We start from the raw sequence: 23,138 nt of genomic DNA, 5'->3' as shown, positions 1-23,138 counted from the left end.
CTTCGCTCACGAGAAACTCGATCGCGGTGGCGTCCGTTCCGCCCTGTCGGGCTGACGAAGAGAACATTACATGGGCTCCCGGATGACGCCAAATCCGTGCGGCCGTGAGCCGCGCCAGACAGCACGAAGGGGCGAATCCCGTTGGCCTGCAACGGGATCCGCCCCTCACGGTCGCGTGTCAGACTCGTCGGGCAGCCGCGAGGTTGCGTCGGCCACGCTTGAGCAGGGCGACCTCCCCGTGCAGGAAGTCGCTCTCCGCGAGCACGAGCTCGGGGTCGGTCACCTTGATGTTGTTGAGCGACGCCCCGCCCTCGCCGATCGCGCGCCGAGCGGCGTTGCGCGAGTCCACCAGTCCCCCGGCGACGAGGGCGTCGACGAAGGTCGACCCCACGGCGACGTCGGCCCCCGGCAGCGCCGACGTGGCGTCACGCAGGGTGCCGGCGTCGAGCGCGGCGAGGTCTCCCTTGCCGAAGAGCGCCTCCGACGCCTCCTGCACCGCCCGCGTCGCGTCGGCCCCGTGGACGAGCGTCGTCACGTCGGCGGCGAGCGCCTTCTGGGCGGCCCGTCGGAACGGCTCCTCCGCCACCTGTCGCTCGAGCTCGACGATCTCCTCGCGGGAGCGGTCCGAGAGGGCCTTGAGCATCTGGACCACCGAGGCGTCCTCGACGTTGAGGAAGTACTGGTAGAAGGCGTACGGGCTCGTCATGTCGGCGCTCAGCCACACGGCGTTGCCCTCGGACTTGCCAAACTTGCGCCCGGTCGAGTCGACGAGCAGCGGGGTCGCGAGCGCGTGCACCGACCGACCCTCCACGCGGTGCACGAGGTCGACGCCGGCGGTGATGTTGCCCCACTGGTCGCTCCCGCCGATCTGGAGGGTGCACCCCCGGCTGCGGTGCAGCTCGAGGTAGTCCAGCGCCTGGAGCATCTGGTAGCTGAACTCGGTGTACGAGATGCCCTGGTCGCTCTCGAGCCGGCGGGCGACCGCCTCCTTGCGGATCATCTGGTTGACCCGGAAGTGGCGTCCGACGTCACGCAGGAAGTCGATCGCGCTCATCGGCGCCGTCCAGTCGAGGTTGTTGACGAGCGTCGCCGGGTTGTCGCCCCCGAAGTCGAGCAGCGGACCCACGAGCTGCTGGATGCGCGCGACCGCGGCCGCGATCGTGTCCTTGTCCTGCAGCACCCGCTCCGAGTCGGGCTTCGGGTCGCCGATGAGCCCGGTCGAGCCCCCGACGAGGCAGATGACCCGGTGGCCGGCCGCCTGCATGCGCCGCATCACCGAGAGCTGCACGAAGTTGCCGAAGTGCAGCGAGGGCGCGCTGGGGTCGAAGCCGCAATACAGCGTGAGCGGCCCGTCGGCGAGTGCCTCGCGCAGCGCCGCCTCGTCGGTGGTCTGCGCCACCAGGCCGCGCCACTGCAGCTCGTCGAAGATGTCCGTCACGGGTATCGGTGTCCTCTCTGTCGTCCGGGCTCCCTGCCCGGCGAGGCCCAGCCTGCCGTATGCCGGCTCGCGCGGGCCACCGGGTACCGCGCGGTCCCGCATGCCGGGCGGTCGGCGGCGCCCGTCGGCCCGACAGCCGCCGAGCGGTGCTCCCCTCCCGGCGCTCCCCTACCGACGCGGTGCCGCCGGACGGTAGGCCGACACCGTGGGCTCCCCCTCGAGCCAGAACCGCCAGGGGTAGGCCGCGCCGTCCCCGCCCGGACCGCGCACCCCGACGCGCGGACCGGTGCGGACCGGCCCGCGCACCGCCGCCTCCGCTCCGCCGAGCCGCACCGGCGCACCGGGTGCGCAGAGGTCGGCGCCCGACAGCTCGCCCGTGACGCCCAGTGCCCGCGTCAACCGTCCCGGCCCACGGCACCAGTCACGCTCACGTACGCCGGCCCGGCGGGCGGCCACCGTGGCGTGCCCCAGCTCGACCTCCCCGGCGCGGAGCAGCACGACCTCCGGCACGTCCTCCTCCCCCGTCACGACGCAGAGCATCCAGTGGTGGCCGTAGGTGAAGTAGACGAAGGCGTGCCCGGCCGGGCCGAAGACCGGGGCGTTGTGGCGGCTGGGCCGGCTCAGCACCCGCGAGGCAGGGTCGGTGAGGCCGGCATACGCCTCCGTCTCGGTGACGCGCACCCGGACGTCGCCGACCTGCACCCGGGCACCGAGGAGGTCCTGGGCGACCTCGAGCACCGGTCGGGCGAAGAACGGGCGACCGAGCGGGGTCACGACCGCCGCTTCCGCACCACGCCGGGTCGGTAGTCCGACACGTGGGTGTCGCCGTCGACCCAGTAGCGCCACGGGAAGGCGTCGCCGTCGCCGCCCGGACCGCTGACCCCGACGCGAGGGCCCGTCCGGATGAGCTCGCCCGCGACGGGCTCGCCCTCGGACACGACGAGGTCGATCGGCTCCCCCACCGGCGGGCGGCAGAAGTCGCGACCCGTGTGCTCCTTCGTCATCGCGAGCGCCTGTCCGAGCCGGCCCGGTCCACGCGCCCAGTCCCGCTCACGCACCGGGCCGCGGCGGGCCCGGACGAGGTCGTGACCCGCGAGCACCTCACCGGCGCGCACGAGCACCGCGGAGGCCGAGCCCACCTCGCCGACGACGAGGTTGACGCACCAGTGGTGGCCGTAGGTGAAGTAGACGTAGGTGAAGCCGGGCGGGCCGAACATCGGCCGGGTGCGCGGCGTCTCGCCACGGAAGGCGTGCGACCCGGGGTCGACCTCACCGGCATACGCCTCGAGCTCGGTCAGTCGCAGCGTGACCCCACCGAAGGAGAGGTGCCGGCCGAGCAACGCGGGAGCCACCTCCACGGACGGGCGTGCGAAGAACTCGCGGGGCAGGCGCGTGTCGTCGGTGGTCACCGACGACACGCTAACCGCCGCCTCAGACGCCGGCCGCCGTCCACTCCCGGGCCGCGCCGAGACGGGCGCGGGCGGCGTCGAGCTGCTCGGCGACGCGCACCGGAGCGGTGCCGCCGACGGCGTCGCGCGACGCGAGCGAGCCCGGGACCGACAGGACCGAGCGCACGTCGGGCGTCAGGTGCTCGCTGATCCGCGCGAAGTCCTCGTCGGTGAGGTCCCACAGCTCGATGCCGCGCGGCTCGCACTCGCGCACGCAGGCGCCTGCCACCTCGTGCGCCACCCGGAACGGAACCCCTTGGCGCACCAGCCATTCCGCGATGTCGGTGGCGAGCGCGAAACCCTGCGGCGCGAGCGACTCGAGCCGCTCGGTCTTGAAGGTCAGCGTGTCGACCATGCCCGAGAACGCCGGGAGGAGCACCTCGAGGGTGTCGACGGCGTCGAACACCGGCTCCTTGTCCTCCTGCAGGTCGCGGTTGTAGGCGAGCGGCAGCGCCTTGAGCGTCGTCAGCAGGCCCGCGAGGTCACCGACCAGACGGCCGGCCTTTCCGCGGGCCAGCTCGGCCACGTCGGGGTTCTTCTTCTGCGGCATGATGCTCGACCCGGTGGAGTAGGCGTCGTGCAGCGTGACGAACGAGAACTCCTTGGTCGCCCACAGCACCACCTCCTCCGCGATGCGCGAGATGTCGACGGCGGCCATGGCGCAGACGAACGAGAACTCCGCGACGAAGTCCCGCGACGCGGTGCCGTCGATCGAGTTCTCCACGGCCCGTGCGAAGCCCAGGTCGCGCGCCACGGCCTCGGGGTCCAGGCCGAGCGACGAGCCCGCAAGGGCGCCCGAGCCGTAGGGAGACGCGTCGGTGCGCGCGTCCCAGTCCCGCAGGCGGTCGACGTCGCGCAGCAGGGCCCAGGCGTGCGCGAGCAGGTGGTGCGAGAGCAGCACCGGCTGGGCGTGCTGCAGGTGCGTGCGGCCGGGCATGGCGACACCGAGGTGCCGATCCGCCTGGGCCACGAGGGCGTCCACGACGTCGAGGAGCAGGCCACCGACGACGCGGGCGTGCTCGCGCAGGTACATCCGGAAGAGGGTGGCCACCTGGTCGTTGCGCGACCGACCGGCCCGGAGCCGCCCGCCCAGGTCGGTGCCGACGCGCTCGATGAGGCCGCGCTCGAGCGCCGTGTGCACGTCCTCGTCGTCGTCGGCGGGTCCGAACGCGCCCGAGACGACGTCGGCCTCGAGGCGGTCGAGGCCCTCGAGCATCCCCTCGAGGTGCTCCTGCGACAGCAGGCCGGCGGCGTGCAGCACGCGGGCGTGCGCGCGGGAGCCCGCGATGTCGTGCGGCGCGAGGCGCCAGTCGAAGTGCGTGCTCTTCGACAGGGCCGCGAGGGCCTGGTCGGGACCGCCCGCGAAGCGGCCGCCCCACAGGCTGACCCGAGCGGCTCCGGAGGCCTGCGCCGTCGCGGCACCCTCGGTGGTGTCGGTGCCGCCGGTCGACGTGGGTTCGGTCATGGGGTGGTCTCCTCGTGCTGCACAGGGTGGGTGGTTCAGTCTCGCGCGCCGGCGAGCGCCTGGAGCCGCTCGGCCACGGCGGTGGCGGCCTCGGTGCTGCCGGTGACGAGCAGGATCGTGTCGTCGCCGGCGATGGTGCCGACGACGCCGGGGTCGCGCATGTGGTCGATGGCCGAGGCGAGGTAGTTGGCCGCGCCGGGCGGCGTGCGGAGCACGACGAGGTTGACCGCGGGCGTCGCCGAGACGAGCAGCTCCTCGCAGGTGCGGCGCAGCCGCGCCGACGCCGAGTCGCCGATCGACCCGACGGCCGCCACCTCGCCGCCCTCGCCGGGCACGGCGTACACGAGCGCGCGCCCGCGCCGCACCTTGACGGCCCCGAGCTCGACGAGGTCGCGCGACAGGGTGGCCTGGGTGACCTCGGTGCCCTCGGCGCCGAGGAGGTCGGAGAGCTCGCCCTGGCTGTGCACCTCGTGCGCGCCGAGCAACTCGACGATGCGGCGCTGGCGCTGGGTGCGGCTCACGACGGCTCCCCGTCCGCCGCGCGGCGGGCGGTCTCGATGATCCCGGGGAGCGCGTCGAGGAAGCCATGCAGCTCCGCCGCGCTCAGCACGAGGGGCGGGGTGAGCCGCAGGGCCGTCGGGGTGACGGCGTTGACGACGAAGCCGGCGTCGCGGGCGGCGACCATGACGGCGGCGGACGGCACGCCGTCGAGCTCGATGGCGCGCATGAGTCCCCGTCCGCGCGTGCCCGCCACCCCGTCGACGCGCACGTCGTCGAGCAGCGCGCCGACCTCGACGGCGTGGGCGAGCAGGTGGTCGTGCTCGATCGTGTCGAGCACGGCGAGACCGGCCGCGCAGGCGAGCGGATTGCCGCCGAACGTCGTGCCGTGCTGGCCGGCCGCGAGCAGGCCCGTCACGGCGCCGCCGAAGGTGACGAGCGCCCCCACGGGCACCCCGCCGCCGAGGCCCTTCGCCAAGGTCATCGCGTCGGGCACGATCCCGGAGGCCTGGTGGGCGAACCAGTCGCCCGTGCGGCCGATGCCGGTCTGGATCTCGTCGACGACGAGGAGGGCGCCGTGGGCGCTCGTCAGCTCGCGCGCGAGTCGGAGGTAGTCGGCCGACAGCTCGCGCACGCCGGCCTCGCCCTGGATCGGCTCGAGGAAGAGGGCGGCCGTCGTGTCGTCGACCGCCGCGCGCAGCGCGTCGGCGTCGTTCGGCGGCACGAAGACGACGCCGGGGATGAGCGGCTCGAACGGCTCGCGGTAGGCGGGCTTGTGGGTCAGCGCGAGCGCACCCGTCGAGCGGCCGTGGAAGGAGCCCTCGAGGGCGACGATGCGGCTGCGGCCGGTGCGCCGGGTCAGCTTGACGGCCGCCTCGGTGGCCTCGGTGCCGGAGTTGGCGAAGAAGACCCCCGAGCCCGCCGGGGCGCCGGCGACCTCGAGCAGCCGCTCGGCGAGCGCGATGGCCGGCTCGGACGTGAAGAAGTTCGAGATGTGGATGGCCGACTCGGCCTGCTTCGCGACGGCCTGCACGAGGGCCGGGTGCGCGTGACCGAGGGCGTTGACGGCGATGCCGGCGAGCAGGTCGAGGTAGCGCTTGCCGTCGACGTCGGTGACCCAGCAGCCCTCGCCCGAGGCGAGCACGAGCTGCGGCGAGCCGAAGACCTGGACCATGGCGCCGGCGTAGCGGCGCAGCAGCGCGTCACCCGTCGTCACGAGGGCTCCTCGGTGGTGGCGGGCGCCGCGCCCGGCACCGGTGTGGGCTCCGAGCCGGTGATGTCGGGCAGCACCATGGTGCCGATCCCCTCGTCCGTGAAGATCTCCAGCAGGATCGAGTGCGGCTTGCGCCCGTCGACGACGTGGGTCTGCGGCACGCCGCCGTCGACGGCGCGGATGCACGCCTCGAGCTTGGGCACCATGCCGTGGTCGACGCGCGTCAGCAGCTCCCGGGCCGCGCTCACGGTGATCGTCGAGAGCAGTGACCCCCGGTCGGGCCAGTCGGCGTAGATGCCCTCGACGTCGGTGAGCACGACGAGCTTCTCGGCGCCGAGGGCGACGGCGATCGCCGCGGCGGCCGTGTCGGCGTTGACGTTGAGCACCTGGCCCTCGACGTCGAGGTCGGGGGCGACGGTGCTGACGACCGGCACGCGGCCGGCGTCGAGGATGTCGAGGATCGCCGAGGGGTTGACGCTCTCGACGTCGCCGACCAGCCCGAGGTCGACCTCCTCGCCCTCGACGACGGCACCGCGGCGGCGCGCACCGAGCAGGGCGGCGTCCTCGCCGGAGAGCCCGACGGCGATGGGCCCGTGCTGGTTGAGCAGGCCGACGAGCTCGCGCCCGACCTGCCCGGTCAGCACCATCCGCACGACGTCCATGACCTCGGGCGTCGTGACCCGCAGGCCCCCCTTGAACTCGCTCTCGAGCCCGACGCGCTTGAGCATCGACTTGATCTGGGGCCCGCCGCCGTGCACGACGACGGGGCGCAGGCCGGCATACCGGAGGAAGGCGACGTCCTCGGCGAAGGCGGCCTTGAGCTCGTCGTCGACCATGGCGTTGCCGCCGTACTTGACGACGACGAGGGCGCCGCGGAAGCGCTCGAGCCACGGCAGCGCCTCGACGAGGGTCGACGCCTTGCCGGCGGCGACGCGGATGGCCGCGGCGTCGATGAGTCCCCGCACGTTGACGGGCGGCTCGCCGCTGCCCGGTCGCGACGCGAAGGACGGGACAGGGGCCGGCGCGGTCGCGCCGGTCGCGCCGGTCGCGCCGGTCGCGCCGGTCGCGCCGGTCGCGCCGGTCGCGCCGGTCGACGGGGTGGGCTGCGTGGGCTGGGCGGGCTGCGTCATGTGCTGTAGGCCGAGTTCTCGTGGACGTAGTCGTGGGTCAGGTCGTTGGTCCAGACGGTGGCGCTCTCGCCGCCGGCGTGGAGGTCGACGCGCACGTGCACCTCGCGGGGCGCGAGGTCGACGAGCGAGCGGTCCTCGCCGACGCCTCCCGAGCGGCACACCTGCACCCCGTTCATCGCGACGTCGAGCGTCGTGGGGTCGAAGGCCGCCCGCGTCGTGCCGACCGCCGCGAGCACCCGGCCCCAGTTGGGGTCGTTGCCGAAGACGGCGCACTTGAAGAGGTTGTTGCGGGCGACGGCCCGAGCCACCTCGAGCGCGTCGTCGACGGAGGCGGCGCCGACCACCTCGATGGCGATGTCGTGCGCCGCGCCCTCGGCGTCGCCGATGAGCTGGCGGGCGAGGTCGGTGCACACGGCGGTCAGGGCCGTCGTCAGGGTGGCCCGGTCGACGGGGACGCCGGACGCGCCCGAGGCGAGGGCGACGACGGTGTCGTTCGTCGACATGCAGGCGTCGGAGTCGATGCGGTCGAAGGAGACCGCCGTCGCCGCGCGGAGGGCGGCGTCTAGGTCGGCCCGGTCGACGACGGCGTCGGTCGTCACGACGACGAGCATCGTCGCGAGGGCCGGGGCGAGCATGCCGGCGCCCTTGGCCATGCCCGCCACCGACCAGCCGTCGCCGTGGTGGTCGGCGACCTTGTGCACCGTGTCGGTCGTCTTGATGGCCACGGCGGCGGCCTCGTGCCCGTCGCTCGAGAGGGCCGCGGCGGCGGCGTCGACGCCGGCGAGGAGGGTGTCCATGGGGAGCAGCTCGCCGATGAGGCCGGTCGAGCAGACGACGACGTCGCCGGCCGAGACGCCGACCACCTCGGCGACGTGCTCGGCCGTGCGGTGCGTGTCGAGGAAGCCCTGCGCGCCGGTACAGGCGTTCGCCCCACCCGAGTTGAGCACGACGGCGTCGACGCGACCGTCGACGACGACCTGGCGCGACCACGTCACGGGAGCCGCCTCGACGCGGTTCGTCGTGAAGACGGCCGCCGCGTGGTGGTCCGGCCCGTCGTTGACGACGAGCGCGAGGTCGGGCGTGCCGCTCGCCTTGAGGCCGGCGGTGACGCCGGCCGCGCGGAAGCCCGCGGGGAGCCGGACGCCCGCAGGGGTGGTCGGAGGGGTGGTCGGAGAGGTGGTGGGAGGGGTGGTGGCGTGGTCACTCACGGTGCGACTCCTGCGACGGGCAGGCCGAGGGTCTCGTCGAGACCGAGGGCGAGGTTGGCGCACTGCACGGCGGCGCCGGCGGTGCCCTTGGTGAGGTTGTCGACGGCGGCCACGACGACGACCCGCCCCAGCCGGGCGTCGACGGCGACCTGCAGCTGCACGTGGTTGCTGCCGGTCACCGCCCCGGTCGCGGGCCAGCTGCCCTCGGGCAGCACGTGCACGAAGGCCTCGTCGCCGTATGCCGCCTCCCACGCCGCGCGCACGCGCGTCGCGTCGGTGCCCGGGCGCAGCCGCGCGGTGCACGTCGCGAGGATGCCGCGGGGCATCGGGGCGAGGGTCGGGGTGAAGGAGACCTGCACGGTCTCCCCCGCGGCGCGCGAGAGGTTCTGCTCGATCTCGGGCGTGTGCCGGTGGCCACCGCCGACGCCGTAGGGCGACATCGAGCCCATCACCTCGGCGCCGAGCAGGTGGGGCTTCAGCGACTTGCCGGCGCCGGACGTGCCGGACGCCGCCACGACGACGACGTCGTCGGGCTCCAGCAAGCCGGCCGCGAAGCCCGGGGCGAGCGCGAGCGAGACGGCCGTCGGGTAGCAGCCCGGGACGGCGATGCGGGTGGCGCCGGCGAGCCGGTCGCGCTGGCGGGAGCCGGCCCCGGTGGGCAGCTCGGGCATCCCGTAGGGCCACGACCCGGCATACGGCGTGTCGTAGAAGGTCGTCCACGCCTGCGCGGACTCGAGCCGGAAGTCGGCGCCGCAGTCGACGACGACGACGGAGTCGGGCAGCTGCGCGGCGAGCGCGGCCGAGTGGCCGTGCGGCAGCGCGAGGAAGACGAGCTCGTGGCCGCCCAGCGTCTCGGGCGTCGTTTCGGCGATGACGCGGTCGGCGAGCGGCGCGAGGTGGGGGTGGATGCTCCCCAGGCGCTCACCCACCGTGCTGCTCGCCGTGACGGTCCCGACCTCGATCTGCGGGTGGGCGAGCAGCAGCCGGAGGATCTCTCCTCCGGCGTAGCCGCTCGCCCCCGCCACTGCTGCCCTGATCACGATGCATGACTATACACGTTCATGCATATTCGTGCATGACGGTCAGCGCTGGACGGCTCCCGTGACCGCCGCGGCCGCCGCGACGGCGGCGTCGCGGAAGCCGTTGACCTCGTCGGTCGTCAGCGTGCGGTCGGCCGCCCGGAAGGTGAGCCGGTAGGCCAGCGAGCGGTGGCCCGCCTCGACGCGCTCCCCCTCGTAGACGTCGAACAGGACCACCGACTCGAGCGACTCCCCCGCCCCGGAACGGAGCGCCGTGGCCACGTCGGCCGCCGCGACGTCCGAGCCCACGAGGAGCGCGATGTCGGTCATGGCCGGCGGGAACGACGAGAACGGCTGCGCCTGAACGGGTTCCGCGCTCGCTGCGATGAGGACGTCGACGTCGAACTCCGCCGCCACGGTGCGCGCCGGCAGGTCGAGCGCCGCGAGCACCTTCGGGTGCAGCTCACCGGCGTGACCGACGAGCGTGCCGTCGGCGAGGGTGAGTCGCGCGCAGCGCCCGGGGTGCCACGGCGCGTGCCCGGGGTCGTTGGCGACGACCAGCTCGACCGCCAGCGCCGTCGCGACCGCCTGCACGGCGGCCACGGCGTCGCTCCAGTCCGCCGCCCGGCCCGGGCCCCACCAGCCCGCGCGCTCGGCGAGACCGGTCGCGAGGAGGGCGGCCCGGCGCGGCTGGGCGGGCACGGCGGCATACAGCTGCTCGAGGGTCTCGGCGGACGGGCGCTCGAGGACGCTCGGGATGGGCGCGCGGCCCAGCTCGCCACCGGAACGGAACACGAGGCCGAGCTCGAAGAGCGCGACGTCCTTGTGACCGCGGGAGACGTTGCGGCGCAGGGCGTCCACGAGGCTCGCGAGGACCGTCGTGCGCAGCAGCGGCCGCTCCTCGTTGAGCGGGTTGGCCACGCGCACCGCGTGACGCCGGTCGTCGTCGGCCGGCAGCATGAGGTCGTCGGCCAGCCCCTCCGCGACGAACGGGTAGGTGAGCACCTCGGTCAGGCCGGCCCCGGCGAGGGCGTCGGCGACGACCCGGCGCGTCTTCTGGCCGTGCGTCAGGCCCTGGCCCCCGACGGGCGTGGGCGTGACCGAGGGGATGCGGTGGTAGCCGTCGATGCGGGCCACCTCCTCGGCGTAGTCCGGGCCGTCGACGAGGTCGGGGCGCCACGAGGGAGGCGTCACGAGGACGTGCGTCGCGTCCGTTCCGGCGCCCGACTCCTCGACCGCGCACCCGAGAACGCGGAGGATCTCGACGACCCGGTCGCGCGGGTAGTCGACGCCCACGATGCGCCCCGGCTCGGTGACGTCGAGCAGGTACGCCTCGCGCGGGCTCGTGCGGTCGACGTCGGTGACGCCCGGGTCGACGGTGCCACCGCCGTGCTCGACGAGCAGGTCGACGGCCAGCTGCGCCGCCGCCGGGGCCAGCTGCGGGTCGACGCCGCGCTCGAAGCGCTTGGAGGCCTCGGTGACGAGCTTGTGCCGTCGCGACGTGCGCGCGACGGAGGTCGGGTCGAAGTGCGCGGCCTCGACGAGCACGTCCGTCGTGGTGTCGTCGACCTCGGAGGAGGCGCCGCCCATGACCCCGGCGAGGGCGAGCACGTGCTCCCCACCGTCGGTGATGAGCAGGTCGTCGGGTGAGAGCACGCGCTTGACGTCGTCGAGCGTCGTCAGCGACTCGCCCGGGCGGGCCCGGCGCACCACGACCGGGCCGGAGAGCTTGTCGACGTCGAAGGCGTGGAGCGGCTGGCCGACGGCGAGCATGACGTAGTTCGTCACGTCGACGGCGAGCGAGATCGGGCGCATGCCCATCTGCGTGAGACGTTGCTGCATCCAGCCGGGGCTCGGTCGGGTCGGGTCGATGCCGCGCACGACGCGGGCGACGTAGCGGTCGCAGCCGTCGGCGCCGTCGATGGGGCGTTCGTCGGTCAGGCGCACCGGGAAGCCGGCGTCGTTCGCGGCCGGCACGGCGAGCAGGGCCGGGTCACGGAACCCGTCGGCCGGGCTGCCCTGCGCGTGCCAGTACTCGCGCGCGAGCCCGCGGACCGAGAAGCAGTAGCCGCGGTCGGGCGTGACGTTGGCCTCGATCGTCTCCTCGCCGAGGCCGAGCAGCGCGATGGCGTCGTCACCCGGCGTCAGGGCGGCGGCCGCCTCCGCACCGAGCAGGCGGGAGAGCACGATGATGCCCTCGTGGTCGCTGCCGAGGCCGATCTCGTCCTCGGCGCAGATCATGCCGTTGGACACCCGGCCGTAGGTCTTGCGCGCACTGATGTGGAAGTCCCCCGGCAGCGTCGCTCCGGGTAGCACGACGACGACGAGGTCGCCGACCGCGAAGTTGGTGGCGCCGCAGACGATCTCCTGGTGCTTGCCCTCGGTCAGCATCTGTCCGTTCCGGCCGACGTCGACGACGCAGTAGCGGATCGGCTTGCCGTTCTTCTGGACCTGCTCGTCGAACTCGAGCACGCGACCGACGACGAGGGGACCGCTGATGTCACCACCGTGGAGGTCCTCCTCCTCGATGCCGACGGAGACGAGCGACGCCGCGACGTCGGCACCGGTGGTGCCAGGGGCGAGGTCGGTGTAGTCGGCGAGCCAACGCAGTGGCATCCGCATGTCAGACCTCCATCCCGAACTGCTGCGAGAAGCGCACGTCGCCCTCGACCATCTCGTGCATGCCCTGCACGCCGTGACGCAGCATGAGCGCCCTTTCGATGCCGAGCCCGAAGGCGAAGCCGGAGTAGACGTCGGGGTCGATGCCGCACGCGCGCAGCACCTTGCGGTTGACCATGCCGGAGCCACCGAGCTCGATCCAGCCGGAGCCGCCGCAGGTGCGGCACTCCCCCGGCGCGGACTCGCCGTGGCAGACGAAGCAGACGAAGTCGGTCTCCATCGACGGCTCGGTGAAGGGGAAGTACGAGGCCCGCACCCGGGTGCGGGTCTCCTCGCCGAACATGATCCGCACGAACGCGTCGAGCGCGCCGCGCAGGTGGGCCATCGTCAGGCCCTTGTCGATGGCGAGGCACTCGACCTGGTGGAAGACCGGCGTGTGGGTCGCGTCGAGGTCGTCGGTGCGGAACACCTTGCCCGGGGCCACGACGTAGATCGGCGGCTCCTTCTCGAGCATGGTGCGGATCTGCACCGGGGAGGTCTGCGTGCGCAGCACGAGCCCGGAGTCGACGGGGTCGAGGAAGAAGGTGTCCTGCATCTGGCGCGCGGGGTGGTCGGGACCGAGGTTGAGCGCGTCGAAGTTGAGCCACTCGCTCTCGAGCTCCGGGCCCTCGGCGACCTCCCAGCCCATGCCGACGAAGGCGTCGGCGAGGCGCTGGGACACGAGCTCGATCGGGTGTCGGGCGCCCGGTGCACGACGGGCCGCGGGCATCGTGACGTCGACCCGCTCCTCGACGAGGATCCGCTCGTCGCGCTCGGCCTCGAGCTCGGTCTGGCGGGCGGCGAGCGCAGCGGACACGCGGCCGCGGGCCTGGCCGACGCGCTTGCCGGCCTCCGCCTTGGCGCTCGGCGGCAGCGCGCCGATCTCGCGGTTGGCGAGGGCCAGCGGGCTCTTCTCGCCGGCGTGCGCGATGCGCGTGGCCTTGAGCTCGTCGAGCGAGGCGGCGGCCGCGATCGCGGTCAGGGCCTCCTGCACGGCGGCGTCGACGTTCGCCGGGTCGAGGGCCGAGACCTCGACCGGGTCGTAGTTCGTGTTGGGTCCGGACATCGGCGTGCGTTCGCTGCTCTCGCTCGGGTTCACGGGTGGGACGGGTCTGACGGTGACGACCCGCCTGCGAGGGGCGGGCGGGTGCGCGGGTCCAGTCTAGGGGCGCGGCCGCATCGGCCCGTCGGCCGACCGTCCGTCCGCCGACCGTCCGTCCGCCGACCGTCCGCCGACCGTCGGTCACGCGAGGACCAGCCCGCGGAGGACCGGGCGGGGATCACCCGGCCCCGGCTCAGCTCCCGCCCATGACGGCGGGCAGGCCGGCGGGCAGGCGGACGACGAACCGGGCCCCGCCGCTCGTGGCGTCGGTGACGTGCACCGAGCCGCCGTGCGCCTCGACGAGGCCGCGCACGACGTAGAGGCCGAGGCCGGTGCTCGCGTTGGAGGGCCCGTGCCAGAACCGGCCGAAGATCTTCTCGCGGTCGGCCACGGGGATGCCCTCCCCCTCGTCGTCGACCTCGACGACGACCGCTTCGTCGGCCCCACCCCCGTCCGCGTCGTCACGGTCGAGGGTGACGGTCACGGCTCCGGCCCCGTGGAGCAGCCCGTTCTCGATGAGGTTGAAGAAGATCTGCTCGAGCCGGTCGGAGTCGGCCCACATCTCGGGCAGGCCGCGGGCCGTGGCAGCCTCGCCCAGGCGCAGCTGCACGGTGCCGCTCGAGCGGCCGAGCTCGTAGCGCACGACGTGGGTCGTCAGCAGGGCGTGCAGGTCGACGGGCCCGAGCCGGAGGTTGAGGCTGTGGGAGTCGAGCCGGGAGATGTCGAGCAGCTCGGTGATGAGCCGGGTCAGGCGGGTCGCGTCGGCCTCGATCGTCTCGATCATGAGCCGCTTCTGCTCGTCGGTGAAGCGGTCCCAGCGGCGCAGCAGGCTGCTCGTGAAGCCCGTGACGGACGTCAGCGGCGCGCGCAGCTCGTGGGCCACGGTCGAGAGCACGGTGGCCTGGTCGCGCTCGGCACGTTGGCGCGCCTCGGCGTCACGCAGGCCGAGGAGCACGCGCGCGACGGGCCCGCCGGGCACCTCGCGGACGTAGCGTGCCGTCACGAGCACGTCGTGGCCCTTCGGCGCGACGAGCAGCTTCTCGCGGTGGCCGGTGCGGCTCGTCAGGCCGCTCCACGGGTCGGTGTGCGCCCACCAGTCCCGGCCGTACTTGTCGGTGAGGGGCAGACCGTCGTCGAGCGGGCGGTCGACGACGTCGGCCTCCTCGCACTCGAGGATGCGCAGCGCCTCGGGGTTGACGAAGCGGATCCGCCGTTCGCCGTCGACCTCGACGAGACCGTCGGGCAGCAGCTCCCCGAGTCCGGTCGCGGCTGCGCCGGTCGCGTCGACGGAGGTCATGCCTGAGGATAACCACGCCCCACCGGGCGCCGCGCGCTCAGTCGGCCCGGTTGGTCCGGTCGGTCCGGCGCGCCTCGGCGGAGGCGTAGAGGCAGACGGTCGCGGCCATCGCGAGGTTGAGCGACTCGGCGTGGCCGTAGATCGGCACCCGCACGACGTCGTCGCACGCGTCGCGGACCTCGGCGGGCAGTCCCCACGCCTCGTTGCCCATGATCCAGGCGTGCCCGCCCGTGAGGTCGGCCTCGTGCAGCAGGGTCGTGCCGGCGCCGTCGGCGGCGAGCAGCCGGATGCCGCGCTCGCGCAGGGCGTCGAGGACCTCGGGGACCGGCGCACCGACGGTGATCGGCAGGTGCCACAGCGAGCCGACCGTCGAGCGGACGACCTTGGCGTTGTACACGTCGACGCTCGCGTCGCTGACGACGACCGCGTCGGCGCCCGCCGCGTCGGCCCCGCGGATGACGGTGCCCGCGTTGCCGGGGTCGCGCACGTTCGTCAGCACGCAGACGAGGGGGTCCGCCGGCAGTCCGGCGAGCACGGCCTCCAGCGGCAGGTCCAGGGTGCGGCACACGGCCGCGACACCCTGGGGCGACTCGGTGTCGCACATCGCGGCGAGCACCTCGGGGCTCACGTCGTGCACGTGGACGGCCGCCCCGCGGGCGGCCTCGACGATGGCCGGGTGACGCTCGGCGGCCTCCGGCGTGACGTAGACGTCCCGCACGAGCTCGGGCCGGAACGCGACGGCCTCGCGCACCGCCTGCGGCCCCTCCGCGAGGAACTCGCCGGTGCGGGAACGCACCGAGCGCCGGGACAGCGCCCGCACCGCCTTGACCCGATCAGATCGGGTGTTGGTCAGCAACGGGGTGTCCCGGCGCTCGAGATGCGCTGTGCGTCGGTCGACGTCGCTCAGGCGGCGTCGCCGGCGACCTTCGCCGCTGCCTGGGCAGGGACGTTGGCGCGGGAGAGCTCGACGAGCGTGGCGAAGGCCGGAGCGTCGTTGACGGCGAGGTCCGCGAGGATCTTGCGGTCGACCTCGACACCGGCGGCCTTGAGGCCCTGCATGAACCGGTTGTAGGTCATGCCGTTCGCGCGGGCCGCGGCGTTGATGCGCTGGATCCACAGGCGACGGAAGTCGCCCTTCTTCGCGCGACGGTCGCGGTAGGCGTAGCCGAGCGAGTGGGTGACCTGCTCCTTGGCCTTGCGGTAGAGGCGCGAACGCTGCCCGCGGTAGCCGCTGGCGCGCTCGAGAACGACCCGACGCTTCTTCTGGGCGTTGACCGCCCGCTTCACGCGTGCCACGTGAATTCTCCTTCTCTGCTTGTCGCAGTGCTTGCTGCTGCTGGCCTACCGGGGACCCGGTCGCTCAGCGAAGTGCTGATGGGTGGGGGTCCCGGCTCACTTGCCGAGGAGCTTCTTGGCCTTCTTGGCGTCCGGCTTGGCGAGCTCGACGTCGTTCGCGATGGAACGCATCTTCTTGCTCGACTTGTGCTCGAGCAGGTGGCGGCCGCCGGCCTGCTCACGCATGACCTTGCCGGTGCCCGTGAGGCGGAAACGCTTCTTCGCACCGCTGTGCGTCTTCATCTTCGGCATGGTCGCCGATCTCCTTCGTGTTGCGTGCGTCAGTGGACGCACGTGGTCTGTCGCCGGCGGCTCACGCCTCCGGCCGGTCGACCGCTCGCCGATCACTCGGCGGCGGCGGTGGCCTCTTCGGTCTGCGGCGGCGCGTCCTGCGCCACGGCGGCCGTGCCGGTGGCCGTGTCAGCGGCGTGCTGCTCGCGCGAGCGACGCTGCTCGGCCTTGGCCTCGGCCTTCTTCTTGGTCGGGCCGATCACCATGATCATGTTGCGGCCGTCCTGCTTCGGGGCCGACTCGACGAAGCCGAGCTCGGCGATGTCCTCGGCGAGGCGCTCGAGCAGTCGGCGCCCCAGCTCGGGACGGCTCTGCTCACGCCCGCGGAACATGATCGTCACCTTGACCTTGTCACCGGCCTTGAGGAACCGCTCGACGTGGCCCTTCTTGGTGCCGTAGTCGTGCGGGTCGATCTTCGGACGGAGCTTGATCTCCTTGATGACCGTGTTGACCTGGTTCTTGCGCGCTTCCCGTGCCTTCATGGCGGCTTCGTACTTGAACTTGCCGAAGTCCATGAGCTTGGCGACCGGCGGCTTGGCCATGGGGGCCACCTCGACGAGGTCGAGGTTCGCCTCCTCGGCCAGACGCAGCGCGTCCTCGACGCGGACGATGCCGACCTGCTCGCCGTTGGGGCCAACCAGACGCACCTCCGGGACCCGGATGCGCTCGTTGATGCGAGGCTCGCTGATGTGGTGCTCCTAAGTTCGAGAAATGGGGTGACCAGACGGGTGGTGCCTGCCTGTCCTGCTGCGACCACAACGAGAAAAGGGCTCCCCGTGTGTGCACGAGGAGCCCAAGGGTCGCGTATGCCGGACGGTCGCCGTCGCGTCACACGGCTCGAACCGCTGCCGCGAGGGCATCCGGTCGAGCAGACCTTGACCCGGCGACCGTGAGGTCGACGCGGGTGGAAGCGAGCTTCTCTTGCACGTCGTCACCGGCGTCCGCCGAGGCGGGGCGCGTGGTGACGGCTGGTCAGTGGTCCATGCTAGCAGCCGGGAGCCCCGACTCCGAATCCGCACCCACCTCACCCACCGCACCCACCGCTCCGGCCGCGCCCACCGCTCCGGCCGCGCCCACGGCAGCGGGGACCGACGCCCGGCGTCCGGCGCGCCGCGACGTGGCCGAGGCGAGCATCCCACCGAGGGCGACGAGCAGCCCGAGGCCGCCGACGACGACGAAGCCCCGGGACCAGCCTCCGTGGTCGATGGCGAAGCCCGCGACCGGCGCCCCGATGGCCGAGCCGGCCGTCATGGCCGAGCCGTGCCACCCCATCATCTCGCCGCGGAACCGCTCGGGCACCTGGCGGCTCAGCTGCTCGACGGTCGCCGTGATCGTCGGAGCGCACAGCAGGCCCGAGATCGTCACGAGCACGGCGAAGCTCGGCACCCCGACGGCGAGCGCCACCGGCACGGTCGTGGCGGCGAGGCCCGCGAGCAGCCAGAAGACGGAGAAGGAGCGGTGCCACGCCCCGTAGAGGAGGCCCCCGACGAGCGAACCGGCGCCCCACAGCGCGAGCACCCACCCGATCGCACCGGTGTCGCCGAACGAGCGCAGGGCCGCGACGATCGACACGTCGGTGCCGCTCAGCACGAGGGTGGAGCAGGCGGCGGCGAGGTAGACCGCCGCGACCGGGACGGTGATGAACCCCCGGAACGCGCGGGGCGCCCGCGCACCCGCCCCGGCGCCGGTGCGGTCGGCCGACCGGTCCGGGTCGCCGGCCGGCTCCTCGCCGTCGGTCGCGCCGGCCTCGGCACCCGTCCCGGCGGTCAGCGGCGGGTTGACGAGCCACAGCACGAAGCCCGCGGCGACGGAGGCCAGCTCGCAGACGAGCAGGGCCCAGCCGGTGTGCCACGGCGTGGCGAGCCAGACGCCGATCGCGGGACCGGCCATGAACGACAGCTCGGTCGCCGACGAGTCGAGCGAGAGCGCCGTGCGCCGCTGCTCGGGCGGGACGGACCGGATGATGACCTGGCGCAGGATGGAGAAGGTCGGCACGACGAAGAGGCCGGCGAGCGCCGCCACCGCGACGAGCGGGGCGTAGCCCACCCACGGCGCGACCGACCAGCAGACCACCTGCACGACGAGCGAGGGCCCGACCGTGCGGCGCAGCCCGATGCGGTCGAGCAGGCGGCCGCGCCAGGGACCCGAGACGGCGACGGCGAGCGTGGACGCGGCCGTGACGAGGCCGGCCTCGCCGTAGCTGCGCCCCAGCGTCGTGACGACGTGCAGGGTGAGGATCACCCCACCTGCCCACATCGGGACGCGGATGAGGAAGCCGAGCAGCAGGGCCGAGCGCGTGTCGCGGTTGGCCAGCACCGGCCGGTACGCCCCGAGGTCCATGGCGGCAGCCTGTCACCCCGCACCGACAGCGCGCACCCCGGGCGGCCGGCACCCGGCGTCCGGCCGTGGACGGACGGCACGCGGCGGGGGCTTGTGGACCACCGGAGGACAGGAGAAAGGTGTTGCCATGGCAAAGACGCCCGGCAGATCAGACCTTCCTGCGGCCCCCAACCCCGCCTCGCCGCAGGACATCCGCAACGTCGTGCTGGTCGGACCCGGCGGGGCCGGCAAGACCGCCCTCTTCGAGGCGCTCGTCGCCGCCCGGGTGCCGGGCCAGCGGGCGGGCGGCACCGACCACGTGCGCACGACCCGGCTCACCGTCGCCTCGTTCGAGTCGGGCGGCCTCACCGTCAACCTGCTCGACACCCCCGGCTACCCCGACTTCGTCGGCGACCTGCGGGCCGGGCTGCGGGCCGCCGACGCCGCCGTCTTCGTCGTCTCCGGCGCCGACGACGTCGACCGCCCGGTCAGCCTGCTCTGGCGCGAGTGCGCCGCCGTCGGCATGCCGCGTGCCGTGGTCGTGACCCACCTCGACCAGCCGCGCGCCGACTTCGCCACGACCGTCGACACCTGCCGCCGCACCTTCGGTGACGTGCGGGCCACGCACTGGCCGGTCATCGCGGACGGCGCCGTCCGCGATGTCGTCGGGCTGCTGACGGGCGAGACGTCCGCCGAGCACGAGGACGCGCGGGCCGCCCTCATCGAGTCGGTCATCGAGGAGTCCGAGGACGTGACCCTGCTCGACCGCTACCTCGAGGGCGAGACCATCGACACCGAGTCGCTCCTCGCCGACCTGCGCACCGCCATCGCGCAGGGCACCTTCTTCCCCGTCGTGCCCGTGTCGCCGACGACCGGGGCGGGCGTCGACGAACTGCTGCGGCTCGTCGAGCAGGCCTTCCCCGACCCGACCCGCCACCCGCTGCCGGCCGTGACGACGCCCGCGGGCGGCGCCGTCACTGGCGTCGCGTGCGACCCGTCCCAGCCGCTCGTCGCCGAGGTGGTCCGCACGACCACCGACCCCTACATCGGGCGCCTGTCGCTCGTCCGCGTCTTCTCGGGCACGCTGCGCGTCGACGAGCCGGTGCACGTCTCCGGCCACCTCGGCGACTTCGTCGGCCACGAGGTCGCCGGCCACCCGTCCCACGACGACGACGAGCGCGTCGGACCGCTCGCCTCGCCCTTCCTCGACGGGCACCGCCCGCGCGGCACGGCCATCGCCGGGGACATCGCGCTCGTGTCGAAGCTGACCCGCGCCGAGACGTCCGACACGCTCTCCTCCTGCGACCGCCCCGCCGTCGTCGCCCCGTGGCTGCTGCCCGAGCCGCAGCTGCCCGTCGCGATCCGCGCCGCGACGAAGTCCGACGAGGACAAGCTCGCGGGTGCCCTGGCCCGCCTCGTCGCCGAGGACGTCACGATGCGCATGGAGCACTCGAGCGAGACCGAGCAGGTCGTGCTGTGGACGATGGGGCAGGCCCACGTCGACGACCTCATCGAGCAGCTCGCCGACCGCTACGGCGTCACCGTGACGGCAGAGCCCTACCGCACCGCCCTGCGCGAGACGTTCGTGCGCCGGTGCTCCGTCCAGGGCCGCCACGTCAAGCAGTCGGGCGGGCACGGGCAGTATGCCGTGTGCTCCCTCGAGATCGAGCCGCTCCCCCGGGGCGCGGGGTTCGAGTTCGTCGACAAGGTCGTCGGCGGGGCCGTGCCGCGGCAGTTCATCCCCTCCGTCGAGAAGGGCGCCCGGCACCAGCTCGAGAAGGGCCTGCTCACCGGCCACCCGGTCGTCGACGTGCGCGTCACCCTGACCGACGGCAAGGCGCACTCGGTCGACTCGTCCGACGTCGCGTTCCAGACCGCGGCCGCCCTCGCCCTCAAGGAGGCCGCGAACGCCTCGACCATGGCCCTGCTCGAGCCGATCGACCGCGTCGACATCACGATCGCCGACGAGTACCTCGGTGCCGTCATGTCCGACCTGCGCGGCCGGCGAGGGCAGGTGCTCGGCACCGAGCCCGCCGACACGATGAACGACGGCGTTCTCACCGAGGGCGGGTGGACCGTCGTGCACGCCGAGGTGCCGCAGGCCGAGCTCTCGCGCTACCCCATCGACCTGCGATCGGTCTCGCACGGCACCGGCTCCTTCGTGCGGGAGCCGGCCCGCCACGACCTCCTGCCGGCCGACAAGGCCAAGGACCTCCTGGGCCGGGCGGCGCCCTGACGTCAGCAGGCCGACAGCGAGGCCGGCACCCGCGAGAGCAGGCTCGCGGCCGTGCCGTCGACGGCGCCGTGGGCGCTCATCCCCCCGGCTCGCAGGATGAGGGCGCTGTCGCCCGAGGTCCACGGACGCGTCAGGGCGGGCGGGGTCACCACGTCGTCGCGGGCGGTGACGACGCAGCCGCGCCGACCGCCGAGGTCGATCGCGGGGGGCGTCGTCGGACCGACGCCGCAGGAGAGCACGGCGTCGAGCACGGCGGCGAGGCCGGTGCCGCCCGTCACACCCGTCCCGCTCGTCGGGCTCGTCGCACCCGAGCCCGAGTACCACCCGCACGTGCCGGCCCGGTAGGAGAGCAGGTTGGGCAGCACGGCGCCGTCGCCGTAGCGGAACGTGGCGGCATACGCCTGTCGGGTCAGGGTTTCGGCGCTGCCGGTGCGCCCGCCGAGGGCGGCGACGGTCTCGCGCAGCAGGGCCGGGTCGGGAGCCGAGCCGACCAGGGCGAGGGCCGCCTCGTAGTCACGGGCCTCGAGCGGGTGGCCGGCGCCGAGCCGGTCGAGGACACCGCTGCAGGACGGCCGACCCGCGCAGAGCGTGCGGGCCCGCTGCAGCACCGCGTCGGCACGCGCCGCGTCGACGGCGACGCTGCTGCCGGCCACGGGTGCGGGGCTGAGCAGCAGCAGGGGTACGTCGACGGGCAGCGCCGCCGCGACGCGCACGGCGCCGAAGGAGACGCCGACGCCGGAGGTGACCCGGCCGTGGACGGGCGCGAGGGCGTCCGCCACGGCGGCCCGGTAGTCCGCCGGGACGAACCGCCAGCGGCTGGGGTCGCACGACGCACCGGCACTCGAACCGGGTGCGGTGATCGCCGCCCACGAGGCGATGCGCGCGGCCTCGGCCGAGAGGCACGCGTCCGACGGCGGGGTGACCTCCCACGCCTCCCCCACGACGAGCACGTCGTGGCCGGCGAAGAGGTCGAGGTCCGCGAGGCGCTCGAGCGTCTGCTCGACGGAGGTGCCGGGGCCACCGAGGTCGACGAGCACGACGTCGTCGAGCCGGCTGCCCGGCCGCGCGACGAGCACCGTCGGCAGGCCGGCGTGCTCGGCGCACGTGACGGCCGTCTGCGAGCAGAGCTCACCGCCCCAGTCCGGCGGACCGGCCTGGGGCGGTGGCACGGTGGCGTCCGCGGCCACCGGGCCCGGCGTCGCTGCGCCGGGACCCGGTGGTCGGGCGTCACCCGACGACGAGCAGGCCGCCGTGAGGGCTAGCAGCAGCGCTGCAGCCGCCACGGCGAGGCGGTTCGAGGGGTGACGTGCCACGGGTGGTGCCTCTCAGGTGGTGCCTCGGGTCACGAGCAGGTCTTGCCGGAGTCCCAGGTGCTGCACTTCTTGGCCGGGTAGACGTAGCGGGCCATCTCGAGCCGCTGGTAGCTCGTGAAGTTGAGCGACGTGCCCTGCTTGATCTTGACCGCGATCTGGAAGCCGACGGCGCGGTTGCCGCCGTTGAACACGGCGCCCTGGGTCATGTAGTTGCGGTAGTAGCCGGGGTCGGTCGTGCTGAACGAGATGTCGTTCTTGTCGCAGTCGGCGAAGGTGCCGCCGGCCGAGACGCCGTAGGCGCTGACGCCGATGTTGTAGCTGCCCTTGCAGTTGCCCGTGAAGTCCTGCTGGGGAGCCTGGTCGATGCGGTCGACCGCGTTGGCCCGGGTGGCGTCCGTGGAGTGCACCGAGATGTAGAGGCCGGTCACGGAGTAGTTGAGGCCCCCGATCTCGTAGGGCTGGCCGAGCCCGGTGCGGCGCATGGCGACGTAGTCGTACTTGCTCGACCCGTCACCACCGGTCAGCTTGCGCTTGAGCCACTTCGACTCCATGAAGCCGGCGCCGCTGATCTTGATGACGTAGGTGCCGGACGTCAGCGTCGTCCAGCTCGCCATGCCCTGGCCCTGGCGGGCGGAGGCCGTCGTCGACGTGTCCTCCGACACGACGTCGGCCACGACCTTGCCCCCCTCCGTGCGGACGGAGACCGACGAGACGTCGAGCCCCTTCGGCACGGCCATCGACACCCCGTCGGACAGCACGAACGACTCCGTGTCGCCGTCGAGGTAGGTCTGGCCGTTGCCCGCGGCGCGGCGGGCGAGCTCCTGGCGCAGGGCCTTGAGGTCGGCCTTCTCGCGGGCCCCGGCCCGGGCCTGCTTCGCCCCGAGACGGGCCTTGGCGATCGTCGACGCACCGACCTCGAGCGAGATCGCGGCACCACCTCGCGTCGCGGACGCCTTGACCGGCGACGTGGCCTGCGGTGTCGCCGCCGGCGCGGCGTGCGCCGCGGGGCTGAGTGCCAGCACCAGCCCGGCCGCGACCGCGGCCCCTCCCAACAACCTTCGCTTCATTCCCTGTTTCCCTTCATCGTAGGGTCCCGGGCACTGTCGTCCCGAGCACGAGGGGACGCCGAAGGCCTGCACCACGGATGGCGAGTTCGCCACTGCCGCAA

Annotated in this window: 20 protein-coding genes; 1 reads left to right on the top strand and 19 read right to left on the bottom strand. The window is 73.7% G+C overall.

The genetic code is table 11. The features are described from left to right. Positions 1-178: 178 nt before the first annotated feature. The 17 genes from tyrS to ABT295_RS20690 form a co-directional block, all read right to left on the bottom strand. Positions 179-1,438 (bottom strand): tyrosine--tRNA ligase, encoded by a 1,260-nt coding sequence (tyrS, locus tag ABT295_RS20770; protein WP_352396301.1) that lies wholly within the window; start codon positions 1,436-1,438, stop codon positions 179-181. Between the two features lie 168 nt (positions 1,439-1,606). Then, positions 1,607-2,212, bottom strand: a complete 606-nt coding sequence (locus ABT295_RS20765; protein WP_352396300.1) for a DNA-3-methyladenine glycosylase — start codon at positions 2,210-2,212, stop codon at positions 1,607-1,609. Beyond that, positions 2,209-2,847: a DNA-3-methyladenine glycosylase gene (locus tag ABT295_RS20760; RefSeq protein ID WP_352396299.1), complete on the bottom strand. Its 639-nt coding sequence runs from the start codon at positions 2,845-2,847 to the stop codon at positions 2,209-2,211. The genes ABT295_RS20765 and ABT295_RS20760 overlap by 4 nt, the downstream gene beginning before the upstream one ends. Before the next feature lie 22 nt (positions 2,848-2,869). Beyond that, the gene (gene argH, locus ABT295_RS20755; RefSeq protein ID WP_352396298.1) at positions 2,870-4,351 is read right to left on the bottom strand and encodes an argininosuccinate lyase; all 1,482 of its coding nucleotides are present in this window, start codon (positions 4,349-4,351) and stop codon (positions 2,870-2,872) included. A gap of 35 nt (positions 4,352-4,386) precedes the next feature. Then, a complete protein-coding gene (gene argR / locus ABT295_RS20750) occupies positions 4,387-4,872 on the bottom strand; it encodes an arginine repressor (protein ID WP_352396297.1) in 486 nt (161 codons plus the stop codon). After that, a complete protein-coding gene (locus tag ABT295_RS20745; protein WP_352396296.1) occupies positions 4,869-6,065 on the bottom strand; it encodes an acetylornithine transaminase in 1,197 nt (398 codons plus the stop codon). The genes argR and ABT295_RS20745 overlap by 4 nt, the downstream gene beginning before the upstream one ends. Beyond that, complete coding sequence (argB, locus tag ABT295_RS20740) at positions 6,062-7,192, bottom strand: acetylglutamate kinase (RefSeq protein WP_352396295.1); 1,131 nt, start codon at positions 7,190-7,192, stop codon at positions 6,062-6,064. The genes ABT295_RS20745 and argB overlap by 4 nt, the downstream gene beginning before the upstream one ends. After that, positions 7,189-8,400 carry a bifunctional glutamate N-acetyltransferase/amino-acid acetyltransferase ArgJ gene (argJ, locus tag ABT295_RS20735; RefSeq protein WP_352396294.1) on the bottom strand — a complete coding sequence of 404 codons (1,212 nt, stop codon included), beginning with the start codon at positions 8,398-8,400 and terminating at the stop codon, positions 7,189-7,191. The genes argB and argJ overlap by 4 nt, the downstream gene beginning before the upstream one ends. Continuing rightward, the gene (argC, locus tag ABT295_RS20730; protein ID WP_502991241.1) at positions 8,397-9,443 is read right to left on the bottom strand and encodes an N-acetyl-gamma-glutamyl-phosphate reductase; all 1,047 of its coding nucleotides are present in this window, start codon (positions 9,441-9,443) and stop codon (positions 8,397-8,399) included. The genes argJ and argC overlap by 4 nt, the downstream gene beginning before the upstream one ends. 39 nt (positions 9,444-9,482) lie before the next feature. Continuing rightward, positions 9,483-12,041, bottom strand: coding sequence for a phenylalanine--tRNA ligase subunit beta (pheT, locus tag ABT295_RS20725; RefSeq protein WP_352396292.1), 2,559 nt, complete (start codon positions 12,039-12,041; stop codon positions 9,483-9,485). Between the two features lies 1 nt (position 12,042). Further along, positions 12,043-13,143: a phenylalanine--tRNA ligase subunit alpha gene (pheS, locus tag ABT295_RS20720; protein WP_352396291.1), complete on the bottom strand. Its 1,101-nt coding sequence runs from the start codon at positions 13,141-13,143 to the stop codon at positions 12,043-12,045. 229 nt (positions 13,144-13,372) lie between these two features. Then, positions 13,373-14,476: a sensor histidine kinase gene (locus ABT295_RS20715; protein ID WP_352396290.1), complete on the bottom strand. Its 1,104-nt coding sequence runs from the start codon at positions 14,474-14,476 to the stop codon at positions 13,373-13,375. A gap of 37 nt (positions 14,477-14,513) precedes the next feature. Next, positions 14,514-15,332, bottom strand: a complete 819-nt coding sequence (locus ABT295_RS20710; RefSeq protein ID WP_352396289.1) for a TrmH family RNA methyltransferase — start codon at positions 15,330-15,332, stop codon at positions 14,514-14,516. Between the two features lie 47 nt (positions 15,333-15,379). Next, the gene (gene rplT / locus ABT295_RS20705) at positions 15,380-15,772 is read right to left on the bottom strand and encodes a 50S ribosomal protein L20 (RefSeq protein ID WP_345508599.1); all 393 of its coding nucleotides are present in this window, start codon (positions 15,770-15,772) and stop codon (positions 15,380-15,382) included. A 96-nt stretch (positions 15,773-15,868) separates the two neighbouring features. Beyond that, complete coding sequence (rpmI, locus tag ABT295_RS20700; RefSeq protein ID WP_020144695.1) at positions 15,869-16,063, bottom strand: 50S ribosomal protein L35; 195 nt, start codon at positions 16,061-16,063, stop codon at positions 15,869-15,871. Between the two features lie 92 nt (positions 16,064-16,155). Then, entirely contained in the window at positions 16,156-16,749 is a 594-nt protein-coding gene (gene infC / locus ABT295_RS20695) for a translation initiation factor IF-3 (RefSeq protein ID WP_502991239.1), read from the bottom strand. Positions 16,750-17,074: 325 nt separating this feature from the next. Beyond that, positions 17,075-18,442: an MFS transporter gene (locus ABT295_RS20690; protein WP_352396288.1), complete on the bottom strand. Its 1,368-nt coding sequence runs from the start codon at positions 18,440-18,442 to the stop codon at positions 17,075-17,077. A gap of 127 nt (positions 18,443-18,569) precedes the next feature. On the opposite strand from ABT295_RS20690, the gene ABT295_RS20685 reads away from it, so the two are divergent. After that, positions 18,570-20,657, top strand: a complete 2,088-nt coding sequence (locus tag ABT295_RS20685) for an elongation factor G-like protein EF-G2 (RefSeq protein WP_352396287.1) — start codon at positions 18,570-18,572, stop codon at positions 20,655-20,657. 2 nt (positions 20,658-20,659) lie between these two features. On the opposite strand, the gene ABT295_RS20680 is transcribed toward ABT295_RS20685, so the two are convergent. Then, positions 20,660-21,970 (bottom strand): hypothetical protein, encoded by a 1,311-nt coding sequence (locus ABT295_RS20680; RefSeq protein WP_352396286.1) that lies wholly within the window; start codon positions 21,968-21,970, stop codon positions 20,660-20,662. Positions 21,971-21,999: 29 nt separating this feature from the next. Further along, a complete protein-coding gene (locus tag ABT295_RS20675) occupies positions 22,000-23,037 on the bottom strand; it encodes a hypothetical protein (protein WP_352396285.1) in 1,038 nt (345 codons plus the stop codon). Between the last annotated feature and the right edge of the window lie 101 nt (positions 23,038-23,138).

The sequence above is a fragment of the Terrabacter sp. NPDC000476 genome, from assembly GCF_040300125.1.
GTDB lineage: Bacteria > Actinomycetota > Actinomycetes > Actinomycetales > Dermatophilaceae > Terrabacter.
This window is presented reverse-complemented; position numbering and strand designations above follow the sequence as displayed.